This is a genomic window from Hymenobacter metallicola, assembly GCF_004745645.1.
In the GTDB taxonomy this organism is placed as follows: Bacteria; Bacteroidota; Bacteroidia; order Cytophagales; family Hymenobacteraceae; genus Hymenobacter; species Hymenobacter metallicola.
The window spans coordinates 869,243-883,876 of record NZ_SRMB01000001.1 but is presented as its reverse complement, the minus strand read 5'-3'; the positions used below and the strand labels follow the sequence as shown (position 1 = coordinate 883,876).

The window sequence follows — 14,634 nt, the reverse complement described above, 5'->3', positions numbered from 1 at the left end:
GACACGAGGAGTTGCCTAACCGCCTGATTCGACCGGTTTCCTGGCGGGCCTTGTCCGCGGGGCCGGCGGGCAACGCTGCCTTACCAGTAAAGCCCTACCCGAGGAAGCGGGTACTGATGCGCTGGAAAACGCGTGGGCTCACGGGCACTCCCCAGCCTACTTACCCAGGCTAGGCTGGCTCATTTAGTTCCTGCATGATTTCGGCAAAGAGCCTGGTTGAGTTTAACCGGGCTTCCTGCGCGTACATGGTGGAGGCCGTCATGAGCTCATCGGCTTGGGTTTCGGCCAGGAAGGCTTGCAGCTGCTTTTTGACGGTTTCTTTGCTGCCCACAAACGAGTATTTCAGCATCTGGTGCACCGCCGGATGATGCAGCAGTTCTGCTAACTCCTCGGTCATTTCCGTGGGCGGCTGCAGGGCGTCTTTGGCCCCGGTCAGTACCCCGACAAACATCCTGATTAGGGTCGTAAACAGTTGCTGCGCCTCGGCATCGGTATCGGCCACGTAGGCATTGATGGCGACAATGGCATAGGGCTGCTGCAGCACGGCCGAAGGCTTGAACTCGTTGCGGTATATGGCAAGCGCGTGGTGGAGGTGAGTGGAGGCAAAGTGGCTGGCAAAGGCGTAGGGCAAGCCCAGCTTGGCCGCCAAGTGCGCACTGTCGGGGCTGGAGCCTAAGATATACAAAGGGACGCCGGTGCCCTCGGCAAGGGGTGCCCTGACCGCGGCGGCTTTGTTTTTCACCGAAAAGTACGCCTGAATTTTGTCCACTTCCCGGGGAAAGGACTGAGCGGCCTGCATAAAGTCCGACCGGATGGCCTGCGCCGTTTGCGTATCGGTGCCTGGCGCTCGGCCCAGGCCTAAATCGATGCGGCCCGGGTACAAATGCGCCAATGTGCCAAACTGCTCGGCAACAATCAGGGGCGAATGATTGGGCAGCATAATCCCTCCGGACCCTACCCGGATCCTCGTCGTATTTTCGGCTACGTACCCAATCAGGATGGCGGTGGCGCTGCTGCCGATGTTATCCGAGTTATGATGCTCGGCCAGCCAGTAGCGGTTGTAGTGGTGCCGCTCGGCTTCCTTGGCCAGGGCCAGCGAATTGTGCAGGGTCTGCTGTATCGTGTTGCCTTGCGAGACGATGGCAAGCTCTAGAAGGGAATAAGCGACAGGTTGCTTAGCCGGGCGGTCGATACCGTTGACAGACGTAGACATTGCTTCGGGTTTGATTGTAGGGAAAAATTTGAGTTGCCCCCTGGTGGCCAGCAGTGCCCACTGCGGCCGGGAGGCTGGGTTCGGGCCAGCCGCACTGGTACGGCTGGCTAACGCCGTCGGCAGGCGCCGGGTGGCTTACTGAACTTTGAGCAGCTGCAGGTAGCTATCCAACTCCTGCAGTTTGGCCGGATTGATGGCCAGGTACATGTTGCGGCCCTCTTTGCGCGCCTCGACCAGCCCGGCTTCCACGAGCACCTTGAGGTGCTGGGACATGGAAGGCTGGCTGATGGGCACACTGGCAAACAGGTCCGCGCAGCCTATCTGTGAGCCCCGGGCAATTTCCTGCAGGATGCGCAGCCGGTGCGGGTCGCTCAGGGATTTGGCCAGTTTGACGAGGGACTTGGTATCCACGGCGTTTCACACTTTTTAATTTATGCGCATGCGCTAATGTGTGCTCAACTGCCTTGGCCCCGAAAATGTTCTGACTAGCGAGGCTCAGGGTTACCTGAGCCGGCCGGTGGGCACCTGGTATCCTCTCCGCTGCTACGCTGCTACTGACGACCCTGACGCCCAAGGCAAGTTGCCGTATCCCTCTGGTAGCCCTGGGAGACTGGTTTATCTTATATTTAGAATAATGCCAGGATAATTAGAATAGAAGATCAATAACCCAGCAGTACAAAAAGGATTATAGCCAGACGGCTGCAGGCAAACTGTTCGGGCTTGCGTACTTTTGTTGTTCACCATTCTCTGCTCCCGCTGCCTATGAAGTTTTTGCTGACGCTGGTACTCTCTGTATGCTGGCTGCAGCTCTGGGCGCAGGAGGCCGAAACGCCCCGCGAGGTCTACACCGACGTTCGGGCCCATATTCAGCTGACCTACCCGTCGACCTGGCAGCGGCACCGGAATGACGACCGGACGGAACTCAGCTTCTTTACCGAGGGCCGGCGGGCCGTCGTAAAAGTCACCCTTCGCAAGCTCCCTACCGCCGGCCGCCGACTGGCTTCCCTGGCGAGCCGGCAGGATTCGCTCTGGCGCAGCCTGTTGCGCCTTTCCCGGGCTCAGGTGGTGCAGCTTTCCCAGCGCGAAGCCGAGGGCTACGAGGAGGTGCGCTACCACTACACCTACGCCCCCGACGCGCAGTCGGCCGACCGAACCCGGGTGCTGGGCCGCCTGCTGTGGCGGGGCGGCTACGCGTTCAGCCTGGAATACCGGGCCGGGGTGGAACAGGATGAGCGTTTTCTGACTGATGGCGAGCAGCTGGTCGACTCCTTTGCCTTCACCAACAAAGTAGCGCCTAGCCCGGCCTCACCCGCGCCCAGCCGCCCAGCCGCCAACCAGCCCTGCGACAATAAAATGTACGGCATTGCGGCCCTGCGCGTCCGCGACGACCTGTGGGAAGACGACTGCCGCACGATACACGAGTTTTCGGCCAGCAACCTGAGTGCCCCGCCCCGGATTCACCGCAATGCCCTGCCCTTCCAGTCGTATGCCCTGGCCAAGGGCTTCGACAACTGCCTGTATTCGGTTACCAAAGCGCCCACCGACGCGCCCGAGTACGTGTACCGCTACAATCCGGCCACCCGCCGGGGCGAATACACCACCTGGCAGCTGCCGGCCCAGGGCCCCGAAACCGTCTGGATTTCGGCCGCCACCGACGAGCAGGGCAACCTGTACTTCAGCACCTCCGACGCCGGCCAGCTGGTCAAGGTGGAACCCGCCACCGGAGCCGTCACGGTGGTCTGGAGCTCGGACCCGATTCGCAAGGCGTCCTACTATTCCAAGATTGGCTTTGCCGGCGCCGGCACCCACGGCAATTTCTGTCTCGACGAAAACAACACGCTCTACCAGGTCTACAGTACCGACGGGTCCTTGCTGCGCATCAACCTGCAAACCGGGGAACCGGGTCCGGAGCTGATTCCGCTGGAAGGCCTGCCCACCCGCGGGGGCTACAGCGACCTGCTGCTGCAAAATGATGAGCAAGGCCGCCGCCGCCTCTACCTGGCCGGTCCCAAGGCCCTCTACCAAGTGAATCTGGAGCAGCGGCAGGTGAAGCAGGTGCGCCGCGGCACCTACACCGATCTGGCCGGCTGCAACCTGTTTCGGGCGCCGGCCGCTGGTCCAGCGCCCGTACCCGCCGGGGCAGCCCCGGCCCTGGCAGCCCCGGCCGCTACCTGGCGGGGCCGGGTGCTCAATGGCATTACGTTCCAGCCCCTGCCCCAGGCCAAGCTGCGCCTGAGCAGCCCCGGGGCCAGTGATGTTGCGGTTCCGATTTCCGCCCAGGGCACCTTTTCCGTGGCGGCCGAGTCGGGCCGCTCCTATGCCGCCCACATCCAGCTGGCCGGCTACGTGGCCGTCGACAGCACCTACACGCCCCAGCCGGGTCCCTACGTGCAGGATGTGCTGCTCTACCCGCTGGCCGTGGGCGCCACGCTGCCCCTCGACAACGTGCAGTTTACCCAGGGCCAGGCCGTGCTGCTCCCCTCTTCCTTCCCGGCTCTGGACCAGCTGACGGCTTTGCTGACCAAAAACCCCACGATGACCATTGAGCTGCGCGGGCACACCGACAACCAGGGCGACCCGCAGAAAAACGTGGTACTGAGCCAGGAACGGGTAGCCGCCGTCAAGGCCTACCTGGTAGAGCACGGCATCGGGGCGCCGCGCATCACCGGTATCGGGCTGGGGGGCGCCGAGCCCCGGGCCAGCAACGCCCGCGAGGCCACCCGCAAGCTCAACCGCCGGGTCGAGTTCCGGGTCACGAGCGTGCATTGAATGCCACGCGGCAAGCGCTGACGTATATACTTAGGGGTACAGAAGCGCAGTGACGGAGTTTAGAACGACGATTTCTGCAAAGTGCACGTACCGGTTTCCTCCTTGTTGCTAAGGGAGCAACACTATTCCGCTTCGCTATTGGTTTAGTACCCGCCACAAAAACTCTTGCAACCGAGCCAGTTCATTGGCTTGCTTCAGGTCCACGACGACCAACCTGTCAGCTACATTAGCGGCTTGCAACCGCGCTATTTCCGCCTGGAAAGGCTGGTCGTCGAGCCAGTAAAAGGGCAAAGTCAAGTCGATGGCTTCCGTTTTTAGGGCGTCCCAGGTTGTCGCCCGAACCGAGCTGGCCAGCAAGCCGAGGGTTTCGGCATCCAAGAAATGCGCAAGGTACTTCAGAGCAGAGGCACTGTTCCCCTTACAGTGGGTGGTTAACCAATAACAGGTGAAATTGGCAGTTATAAACCGCACGAACCCCTCTACTCCCGGCGCAGCCCGCGTGTGCTTAGCCGTAACCAAAACTCCGTCAATATCCAGGTAAAGATTTGTCATACCCGACACTTAGTTAAGAGACCAAATGTGTAATTATGAACGCTGCCCTGCTACTTTCGCGACTCCGCAATCAGGACGATACATTTCCGGATATTCTCATACACTGAGTGCACAAAAGCCCAATCGGGCTGCCCTGGCTCATACATGGGATACTCGGTAGGCTCCTCGGTCAGTGTTCCGGTTTGTTTGTCCTTTAGCACAATGGCGCTCTGCTTGCGGCTATACAGCTCCGTTACCGTTTGCACCTGCAAGCCCGCCTTACCCTGCTTCACGTTGATGACCGGGAAATTCACGATAAAATCAGCCTTCGACTGCTCGGCCTGCTCTTTATATGCGTTGGGAGATGATTCGAGCGTAGCCGTCGACACCAGCACCAGCCGGGGTTTAATTTTATAGGGTCTATACAACCGATGCGCGATGTACTCGCGGGCCACGTAGGCCACGTAGTTTCGCAACGTCAGGCTGTCTATAAATGCCAGCTCATTCTCGAACATCTTTCGGGTATAAAACGGCTGCTGGGTATATTGCTCCAAATTGGCCTCCTTCTGCTGCCGCTTGGCTTCCGACGCTCCAGCTCGGTTGGTAAGAAATTGGCTATTCCGGGCCTGATACGCCGACCGACACTCCTTGTCGACCACCACTTTATAAGGGGACAGCACTAGGACCCGTAGGGTGTCGAGCGGTTGTGCTGTGGCTCCAACTACAAGAAACAGGGATACAATTGCGGTTGCTATTGCTTTTCTCAGCACGGTAAACGCTGCTTAACTACACGACTCTGGTCATATTCGGCTAAAGATACACTTCCCCATGCCCGCTACCACCCTCAAGCTCCCCGAACTCTCCCTGGTCTTGCTCGTCGGCACTTCCGGGGCGGGAAAATCCACCTTTGCCCGGCGCTTGTTCCAGGCCACCGAAATCGTGTCGTCGGACCAGTGCCGGGCCCTGGTGGCCGACGACGAAAACGACCAGGCCGCCACCCCCGATGCCTTTGCCCTGCTCCACTACCTGGTGGGCGTGCGCCTCAAGCGCGGCCTGCTGACAGTTATTGATGCCACCAACGTGCAGCCCGAGGCCCGCAAGACGCTCGTGCAGCTGGCCCGCGACTACCACGTGCTGCCCGCGGCCATCATCCTCGACGTGCCCGACCGAATAGCCGAAGACCGCAACCGCAACCGGGCCGAGCGCCAGCACATGGGCCGCCACGTGGTGCCCCAGCAGCGCCAGCAGCTGCGCCGAAGCCTCAAAACGCTCAAGGCCGAGGGTTTCCGCCACATCTACCACCTGCACGGCCCCGAGGAAATCGACGCGGTGCAGGCCATTGTGCGCGACCCGCTCCACAACAACCGCAAAGCCGAAACCGGCCCCTTCGACATCATCGGCGACGTGCACGGCTGCTACGCCGAGCTAGTCCAGCTGCTTTCTAACCTGGGCTACCGCATTGAAACTGAACCCACGCAGGACGTGCGCGACCTGGGCCTGCGCGTGACGGCACCCGCCGGGAGGCGGGCTGTGTTTCTGGGCGACCTAGTAGACCGGGGCCCGGCCTCGCCGCAGGTCCTGCGCCTGGTGATGAGCATGGTGCGGGGCGGGCAGGCGTTGTGCGTGCCCGGCAACCACGACATCAAGCTGCTGCGCTACCTCAACGGTAAGCAGGTGAATGAGCAGCACGGCTTCGCCGCAACCGTGGCCCAGCTGGCCCCTGAGTCGGACACGTTCAAGAACCAGGTGCGGCAGTTTCTCGACGGACTGGTGAGCCACTACGTGCTGGACGGGGGCAAGCTGGTGGTAGCCCACGCCGGCCTGCGCGAAGACATGCAGGGCCGGGGCTCGGGGGCCGTGCGGGCCTTTGCCCTGTTTGGCGAAACCACCGGGGAAATCGACGAGTTTGGCCTGCCCGTGCGCTACAACTGGGCGTCGGAGTACCGGGGCCGGGCCATGGTGGTCTACGGCCACACGCCCGTGCCCGAGGCCGAGTGGCTCAACAACACCATCGACATTGATACGGGCTGCGTGTTTGGCGGCCGGCTCACGGCCCTGCGCTACCCCGAGCGGGAGTTGGTGAGCGTGCCCGCCGCCACGGTATACTGCGAGCCGGCCCGCCCCCTGGACTACCTGCGCCGCCTGGCCGCCGCCACTACCCAGCAACCCGACGAAACCACTCCCTTAACGGCCCAGCAGCAGCACGACGAGCTGCTCGACATTCGGGACGTGACGGGCAAGCAAATCGTCAAGACCCGGCTGCTGCCCTCGGTCACGATTCGGGAGGAAAACGCCACGGCGGCCCTGGAGGTCATGTCGCGCTTTGCCCTGAACCCGAAGTGGCTGCTCTATCTGCCGCCCACGATGAGCCCGTCGGAAACCTCGGCCCTGCCCGATCTGCTGGAGCACCCGGCCGAAGCCTTCGACTACTTCCGCCGCCAGGGCCTGGAGCGGGTGGTGTGCGAGGAAAAGCACATGGGCAGCCGCGTGGTCGTGGTATTGGCCCAAGACGAGGCTGCCGCCCGCCGCCGCTTTGGCGTGGTGGGCGAAGGGGCGGGCAAGGTATACACCCGCACGGGCCGCAACTTCTTCAACGACCCGCACCTGGAAGCCGCCTTCCTGACCCGCCTGCAAGCCGCCCTGACCACGGCCGGATTCTGGGAACGGTTCCAGACCGACTGGCTTTGCCTCGACGCCGAGCTGCTGCCCTGGTCGGCCAAGGCCCAGGAGCTGATCAAAAACCAGTACGCGGCCGTAGCCGCCGCGGCCACGGCCGCCCTGCCCGAAGCCGCCGCCGTGCTGACGCAGGCCGCCAGCCGGGGCCTCGACGGGGTGGAAGCTCTGCTGGCCCGCACCACGGCCCGGCTCAGCGCGGCCCAGCACTACGCCGAAGCGTACCGCCGCTACTGCTGGCCCGTGGAAAGCCTCGACGACTTACGCCTGGCCCCCTTTCACCTGCTAGCCACCGAGGGCCGCACCTACTTCGACAAAGACCACGCCTGGCACATGGAAACCCTGCGCGCCCTCAGCCAGGCCGACGAAGGCTTGCTGCGCGCTACGCCCTACCGCGTGGTGCACCTGCAGGATATTGCCGACGTGGAAGCCGCCACCCAGTGGTGGCTCGACCTCACGGCCCGGGGCGGGGAAGGCATGGTGGTCAAGCCCTACGAGTTTATTCCCGGCGGGCGGAAGAATCTGGTGCAGCCGGCCCTCAAGTGCCGGGGCCGGGAGTACCTGCGCATCATCTACGGGCCCGACTACCTGCTGCCCGGCAACCTGGAGCGCCTGCGCGAGCGGAACGTAAAAGCCAAGCGCAACCTGGCCTTACGGGAATTTGCCTTGGGCGTGGAAGGCCTGGAGCGGTTTGTGGCCGGGGCCCCGCTGCGCGAGGTGCACCAATGCGTGTTCGGAGTACTGGCCCTGGAAAGCGAGGCCATCGACCCACGGCTGTAGCTAGCTTGCCACAGCTACCACTACGTGACGCTTGAGGCGGGCCCGCCCCAGCGGGGACGATGGCGCCAGCAGGTTGAACAGTGGCGCCCGATGCGCATTCAATTCCGGCCTTACTTCACCTGCATAGCCTGTTCCAGCTCCCGGAAGGGAATTATGGTTTTCACCCCGTAGTCGGCCACGGGCCAGGATTGTACCACGGTATCGACGGGTAGCTGCAGGGCCTGCACGGCCTGGTAGAGACCCGCCTGCCGGGCACTGGGCTTGCGAGGGCCGCCCTGCTGCTTAATCCAGACCAGGTCGTCCTCGAACAGGACCTTTTCGCTGGGAAAATAGTAGATCAGGTAATCGTTGGTGTGGGCCGACTGCTTACCGATGCAGTGAATCTGCATGGTAAACTGGCCGTCGGTAATAGTCTTGCTGGTCGTGACTTCCTCAAACACCATCGGCCGGGGGCGGCGCTGCAGGCTGTCGGGCTGTAGGGTGTGGGGCGCCTGGGTCAGGTAGCGGGCGTAGGCCGCCGTGCCCGGTCCGCCCAGGATAGTGGCGCCCCGGGCCACAAAAGCCCGCAGGCCGCCGAGGTAGTGCGGGTGGTAGTGGCCAAACACGAAGTACTTGATGGGCTTAGTCGGGGCAATTTTGCGGGCCTCCCGCACAATATACTCCCCGTTCTCGCTGCTCAGCGGCGCTTCGGCCACCACCAGAAAGTCGCGAAACTCCACGATGAGTACCCTATCGTCGGTGTGCTGGAGGTTGAGCAAATACAGATTGGGCCGGAAGTGCTCCACGGTGCTCACGGGCAGCACGGGCTTGGCGGCCGCCACCTCGTACACAGCCGGCCGCGCCAACAGCGCCGGGGCCGCCGCTACCACCGTCAGGCTGCGCACTGTTACGGTATCGTGCACCTGGCCGTTGATTTTGGCCACCGCTACAGTGCGGGCATAGCGCAGCGGACCGGCGCGGGTATAGTCCTGGTAAGCAAAGGTGGTCAGTACGTCGCCAAACAGTTCGTCGTGGCTCAGCACCGTGACGTGCGCCACCACGTGGTCGGCCTTGCGGATCAGCACGGTCACCAGGGCGTTGGGCAGCTGGGTACGGTAAGAGACCAAGCCGGCCGGCGCCTGGGCCTGGGCCGCCACCTTCTGCTCCCGCAGATACCCCAGCAGCAGCACCGGCGAGTAGCGGGCCGATGCGACAAGCTGCGCGGCCAGCCGCTCGGGCGTGGCGGCGGCCAGCTGGTTTTCCCCATAGTCCTGCACCAGCACTTCGCCGCCTCCAACCTGGGTGCGGGAGTAGTAGGTTTTCGGGCCCTGGGTCAGGGTGTCCAGGCGCAGGTAGCGCTGGGCGCTGAGCCAGGCCGTGCCCTTCTTTTCATAGGCCGTAGTCTGCCACGGATACTGGCTATGTTCCAGCTCATTGGCCAGCTCGCGGTAGGAAAAGGCGGCGTACCCGTCCTTGAGGCCGGCGCCCTGCTGTTGCCAGCATTTTTCCAGGTGGTCGGTGGGCCGGGCGGCCCGTAGGGGCAGCGGCAGCACGAGCAGGCTTACGCAGAGAAACACCAGAAACTTCATTCGGATAGATCGGATAAAATAGCAGTGAGCAAAACCGGGCCGGCTGCAACCGGCGGGGTAAGTTGCACAAAAGTGCTGTTCTATTTGCCGCTACCCTGCCGCTTGCGAGGTAGCGCCGGCCCGACAGCACTTCAGGCCGCCCACGAACTACTTCGCAAGCGGCCTGAAGGTCTTGAACACTACTAAAGAGAACCGTCAGCGGACGGGTGCGGTTACCTCAGTCCCAGCTTAAATGTCACTGTTGACGCAGGTATTGCCCCCCACGGTGGCCCCGGCGCCATTGGTGGCCGTTACGGCCGCCTTCACGCTGGAGGCACTCAGCACCGACAAGGTGTAGGGCGGAGTGAAGGCCGTTTTGCCGTTGCCGCCGGTGTTGCCGGTCGTGTTGGTGAAGATATTACCGGCCGGCACCTGCACCGCCGTCGAGTTGTTGGCCATCAGGTCGATGGGGCGGTTCATGTTCTCAAACACATTGTTTTGAATCAGCAGGTTGGCCTCGAAGCCGGCCATGACGCCGGAGGTGCTGGCTGAGCTGCTGAACAGGTTGTTGACCACGTGCACTTTGCCAAACCGCACGCGCGGCATGCGGGCCACGCAGCCCTGGGCCCACCAGCAGCGGGCAAAGGTGATATTGAGCTTGCCCCGGTCGCCGGTAGACGTGTCCGAGGAACCAATCAGGTTAGAGAAGCGGTGGTCATCGGAGCCGCCGGGGCCATCGGGCCGGGGCGCCTTCAGGTAGGCAAACTTGGTCCAGGATACGGTGATGAAGTCGGCGGTATTCTTGAAGTCGAGGTTGCCGTCCACCCCGTCGCGAAATTCGCAGTGGTCGACCCAGACGCGGGTGCAGGCGTCGATGGTGACGTTGTCCCAGCCATCCACGTCGTAGGCGCCGGGCCCTTCAAAGATGAGGTTGCGAATCACCAGGTTGGAGCAGCGCTTGATATTGAGGATGCCCGAGCCATCCTTGGTCTGGTCGGCCGAAACGAGCCGGGCCCCGGCCGAGCCGAAGAGGGTTTTGCTGTTCTGATCCTGGAAGGAAATCCGGCCGCCGGCGGGAATGGTAATCGTGCCGTTGACCTGCACCACTTTCACCGTGGCATTGGTAATGGCGGCCTTAAGCTGGTCGTAGGTCGTCACGATGGTGGGCGTGGCGGTGCTGCCGCCCTTGGTGCCGCCGTTCTGGGCAGCCCAGCCTTCGGCAGTACAGGTAGCTTCCACGTTGGCCGTCGAGGCCGTAGTCAGGTCCTCGGCATCCGTAGCCGGGTTGGGGCTGCTCGTGTCGCAGCCGACGAGCAGTCCGGACACGGACAGCAGGGCGGACGCCAGAAAGGTGTTCGTTTTCATGGGGGAATTTTGGTGGTTGGTAGAAGCCCGCCACGGTCGTGGCAGGTACTCAGCGCGGCGCAATAGGCTATTTCACACGGGCTGGCCTGGGAAGCGGTACGGGTGGCGCCGTCCGGCCGGAAAGCAGAGCCGTAGTATCCGCCTCCCACCCAACTACCTGTGAAATATGGCATTAACGTACGCCTTTACCCTCATTCCAAATCCTCACATCCCCATATAAATCAATGCAAACGTTGCCGGGAACGTTGTCAGCACCCCCTCTCCGCCAGCATAGCAGGCGCCGACTAGCGGAAGCTTGGCGGAACCGACAAATAACGCTGCGCACGAAGCGTAGAATAAGGCGCCGCCAAAACGGCAGCTCGCCGCGTTCTTCCGGAGCAGGACGCGGCGAGCTGCTGTTTCGGCGGTTTGCTTTCCCCTGATAGAGTTAGAAGTACTTTTCCAACTGCTCCCAAATGTGTTCCGGGATGCCTTCGATGTAGACCACTTCGCTCACGGGCTGCATGCCGGGCACGGCCTGCTCCATTACGGCCGGCAGCGGCGACCGAAGCGGATACTCCTGATACGCCCGGGTCCAGTCGTGGCCGTTGTGACCAGGAAAACCGTCGCGGCGGGGGTCGAAACCGACCGAGCCAGCGGTATAGAAGTCCGCCAGGTATTTGGCCTCCAGATCGTGGATAAACTCCCACCAGGCACCCTCGTAGGCGGCCCGGGCGCGGGCCTCTTTGGCCGAGCCGTACTGCTTGTAGAAACGGGCTCCGGCCATCCAGTAGATCATCAGGGCGGTGGCCTTTTCCGTGCGGGGGTTGGCTATGAGCCAGCGCAGAATGTCTTTCGAGTTGTCGTAGCTCCACTCGTGAGCCAGCACGTGCCACTCAGAAGTCGGCACTGTTTCCAGCCACTCAATTAGCAGCTTAAACTCCAGCGCATCCAGCTCTTCTTCATCGAGGTAGTCTTCTTCGGGCTCTTCGTCGGTCATGATTAGGCAAGTATGATAAGGCAATCAAAAGGTACTGGGCTAGACTTTATTTGCCCATACTCTTATCCCGCGCCCCCTTGAACTCCGAACCAGCCTTCCACTGCGGGAAAGTAGACTCCCCGGCCAGGCGCTGGCCCACGCGGAAGTAGAGCTCGGCGTCCTGGGCGATGCCCGACAGGTCCCAGCTGGGGTCCAGCTGGTCGGCGGGCTTGTGGTACATGTTGGTGGTATAGTTCTGGCGCTGGCGGGCAATGGCTTCTTTGCCGCCGGTGCGGCTCTCGAAGCCCCCGCTGGCGTAGAGGGAAGGTACCCCCACGTGGGCGAAGTTGAAGTGGTCGGAGCGGTAGAACATGCCAGTTTCGGGAGTTTGGTCGGGCAGCACGTAGCGGTCCTGCTCCCGGGCCGCGGCCCGGGCATAGTCTTCCAGCTCCGACTGCCCGTAGCCGATAACCGTGAGGTCCTTCATCGGGCCGTAGGGCCAGAGCATGTCCATGTTCAGGTCGGCCACGGTTTTGTTCAGCGGAAACGGCGGGTGCTGGGCGTAGTAGGCCGAGCCCAGCAGCCCCTGCTCCTCACCCGTCACGGCCAAAAACACGATGCTGCGCTGGGGCCGCTGCGGGGCCTGCTCGAAGGCCTCGGCAATGCTGAGCAGGGCCGCCAGGCCGGTGCCGTCGTCCACGGCCCCGTTGTAGATGGAGTCGCCGGCAATGGCCTTGCCCACCCCAAAATGGTCCCAGTGGGCCGAGTAGATGATGTATTCGTCGGCGCGGGTAGTACCGGGCAGCACGGCCAGCACATTCTTACTGGTTTGGCGGCGCAGCTTGTTTTGGATGCCCGCCGTGAGCGTAAGCCCGCCCAGGGCCCGGGGCTTGAAGCCTTTCTGGTTGGCGGCGGCATAGAGTTGGTCGTAATTCTGGCCGGCGGCGGCGAAGAGCTTCTTGGCCGCGTCCAGGGTCAGCCAGCCTTCTAGGGCGCACTTATCGGCTCCTTTGTTGGCGGTTTGGGCGCGCAGCTTGGGACTAACTGCCCCGCTGAGCACCACGCTCCAGGGGTAGGCGGCCGGCTGGGTATCGTGCACAATCAGCACGGCGGCGGCCCCGTGGCGGGCGGCTTCCTCGTACTTGTAGGTCCAGCGGCCGTAGTAGGTCATGGCCTTGCCCTTGAACAAGGTCGTGTCGGTGCCCGCGTTGCCGGGGTCGTTGACGAGCACCACTACCGTTTTGCCTTTCACGTCGAGGCCCGCGTAGTCGTTCCAGCCGTACTCGGGGGCCACCACCCCGTAGCCGGCAAACACCAGCGGGGAGTTGGCTACCGTCACCTGGGGCTGTTCGCGCTGGGTGAAAGCCACAAAGTCGGTTTTGTACTGGAAGCTCAGGCTCTGGCCCTTCCCCTTGATTTGCAATGCCGCGGAAGGGGTACCGGTAATTTCGACCAGGGGCACGGCCTGAAAGTAGGAGCCGCCCGGCCCCGGCTGCAGGCCGATGTGGCGAAACTGGTCGGCCAGGTAGTTGGTAATTCGCTCCTCGCCCACCGTAAACGGCTTGCGGCCCAGCATATGGTCGGCGGAAACGGCTTCGAGGTAGCGCCCAATGCCGGTGGCCGTGATGCCCTCGTGCTTTTCGGCCGCGGCGGCCGGGCGCACGGTTTCGGCCGGGGCGGGTGGCGCCGGAGCCGTCGTGGAGGTGGCGGGGCGGGTGTGGCAGCCGGCCAGGAGCAGGCCCAGCAGCAGGGCCGGCGTGAAGGGCCGCAGCAAGGCGGCTGAGAGCTGAACGTAAGGCATAAAGCGAAGATACGGGTGAGCATTTCCCGCTAGCAGCCAGATAGCCCAAGCGGGCCGGCGCGGCGGACCGGAAATGTAAGATAAAGTAAGCCGGGGCGGGCCCGTTAGTCCACGTCGTCACACGCCGACTCTACTTGCACAAACAGCTGGTCGAACTGCCGGTAGAGCGTTTCGGTCGGCTCGGGACGGGCTGTTTTCTGGTTCGCGCAGTTGAACCAGCCGTAGGTAAGTAAGTCAATCTTGGCGTAGGTCAGCCAGTTGGCATCGGCGGCCCGGTCGAGGTAGCGGGCCATGTATTGCTCGGGACTGGCGTTCTGGGTTTTGTGGTTTTCGATGAAGCGGTGCCAGTCGCGCCGGGTGAGGCTGTCGTTGTGCGTGGCCAGCCCCTGCACCAGCGGCAGGCAGTCGGGCGAGCCGGTGAGCAGCACCTCGGGCTGGGTAAAGGCCTGCATGGCCAGGCGAGTAATTTGATACTCTTGCTCCAGTTCCCGCAGCCGCGCCTGCTTGAGCTGCTGCCACACGGGCCGGGGCACCACGGCCAGATTCTCCAGGTACCGATGGGCCCGGTGGTAGTGGTCATCCAGGGAGTCCAGGCTCATCTTGGCCAGGGTGGCGGGCTGGTGGGGCAGCGGATTATAGTAGTTCAGCCAGACGTCGTTATACAACACGTGCCAGGTGCCCGCAAGCTGGGCCTGGCTAAAGCTGCCCGGCCGGTAGCGCCCGGTGTAGCGGCACACATCCGACTCCCAGACGTAGGCCGCCAAGGAATCGGAGGTTGCGCTGGCAGGAGCAGCCGGAGACGCTACAGGCGCCGCGGCCGGCGGGGCATCCTGCCGCTGGAGGGAAGTATCAGCAGGATCGGGGGAGCAGGCCGCCAGCAAGCCGAGTAGCCAATACCCGGCGGCGCGGTAAGACGAATAGAGCACGTAACGAGTCGTTGAACCAGGCAATAGAACCGAAGCAGTCGGCCAAATATAGCGGACCGGGCTCTTCAGCA

At 62.9% G+C, this 14,634-nt stretch carries 11 protein-coding genes; 2 read left to right on the top strand and 9 right to left on the bottom strand.

All coding sequences use genetic code 11. The features are described from left to right. Positions 1-169: 169 nt before the first annotated feature. Together E5K02_RS03705 and E5K02_RS03700 are read right to left on the bottom strand one after the other, a co-directional pair. Positions 170-1,213 carry an LLM class flavin-dependent oxidoreductase gene (locus E5K02_RS03705; protein ID WP_135392193.1) on the bottom strand — a complete coding sequence of 348 codons (1,044 nt, stop codon included), beginning with the start codon at positions 1,211-1,213 and terminating at the stop codon, positions 170-172. A gap of 135 nt (positions 1,214-1,348) precedes the next feature. Next, positions 1,349-1,624 (bottom strand): ArsR/SmtB family transcription factor, encoded by a 276-nt coding sequence (locus E5K02_RS03700; RefSeq protein ID WP_135392191.1) that lies wholly within the window; start codon positions 1,622-1,624, stop codon positions 1,349-1,351. Between the two features lie 351 nt (positions 1,625-1,975). On the opposite strand from E5K02_RS03700, the gene E5K02_RS03695 reads away from it, so the two are divergent. After that, positions 1,976-3,982 carry an OmpA family protein gene (locus E5K02_RS03695; RefSeq protein WP_135392189.1) on the top strand — a complete coding sequence of 669 codons (2,007 nt, stop codon included), beginning with the start codon at positions 1,976-1,978 and terminating at the stop codon, positions 3,980-3,982. A 135-nt stretch (positions 3,983-4,117) separates the two neighbouring features. Here the strand turns inward: E5K02_RS03695 and E5K02_RS03690 are convergent, their stop codons facing one another. Continuing rightward, positions 4,118-4,534: a hypothetical protein gene (locus tag E5K02_RS03690; RefSeq protein WP_135392187.1), complete on the bottom strand. Its 417-nt coding sequence runs from the start codon at positions 4,532-4,534 to the stop codon at positions 4,118-4,120. 50 nt (positions 4,535-4,584) lie between these two features. Continuing rightward, on the bottom strand, positions 4,585-5,193 hold the full coding sequence (locus tag E5K02_RS03685) for a hypothetical protein (protein WP_135392185.1): 609 nt from the start codon (positions 5,191-5,193) through the stop codon (positions 4,585-4,587). Positions 5,194-5,341: 148 nt separating this feature from the next. Between E5K02_RS03685 and E5K02_RS03680 the strand changes: the two genes are divergently transcribed. Beyond that, a complete protein-coding gene (locus E5K02_RS03680; protein WP_135392183.1) occupies positions 5,342-7,966 on the top strand; it encodes a polynucleotide kinase-phosphatase in 2,625 nt (874 codons plus the stop codon). Between the two features lie 110 nt (positions 7,967-8,076). On the opposite strand, the gene E5K02_RS03675 is transcribed toward E5K02_RS03680, so the two are convergent. From E5K02_RS03675 to E5K02_RS03655, 5 genes are all read right to left on the bottom strand, one after another. Next, positions 8,077-9,534 carry an MBL fold metallo-hydrolase gene (locus E5K02_RS03675; RefSeq protein WP_135392181.1) on the bottom strand — a complete coding sequence of 486 codons (1,458 nt, stop codon included), beginning with the start codon at positions 9,532-9,534 and terminating at the stop codon, positions 8,077-8,079. A gap of 228 nt (positions 9,535-9,762) precedes the next feature. Then, positions 9,763-10,878, bottom strand: coding sequence for a pectate lyase family protein (locus tag E5K02_RS03670; protein WP_135392179.1), 1,116 nt, complete (start codon positions 10,876-10,878; stop codon positions 9,763-9,765). Between the two features lie 427 nt (positions 10,879-11,305). After that, entirely contained in the window at positions 11,306-11,857 is a 552-nt protein-coding gene (locus tag E5K02_RS03665; protein WP_135392177.1) for a DUF4274 domain-containing protein, read from the bottom strand. A 46-nt stretch (positions 11,858-11,903) separates the two neighbouring features. Beyond that, positions 11,904-13,637 carry a M28 family metallopeptidase gene (locus E5K02_RS03660; RefSeq protein WP_135392175.1) on the bottom strand — a complete coding sequence of 578 codons (1,734 nt, stop codon included), beginning with the start codon at positions 13,635-13,637 and terminating at the stop codon, positions 11,904-11,906. 104 nt (positions 13,638-13,741) lie between these two features. Beyond that, positions 13,742-14,563: a hypothetical protein gene (locus tag E5K02_RS03655; RefSeq protein ID WP_135392173.1), complete on the bottom strand. Its 822-nt coding sequence runs from the start codon at positions 14,561-14,563 to the stop codon at positions 13,742-13,744. Positions 14,564-14,634 lie beyond the last annotated feature (71 nt).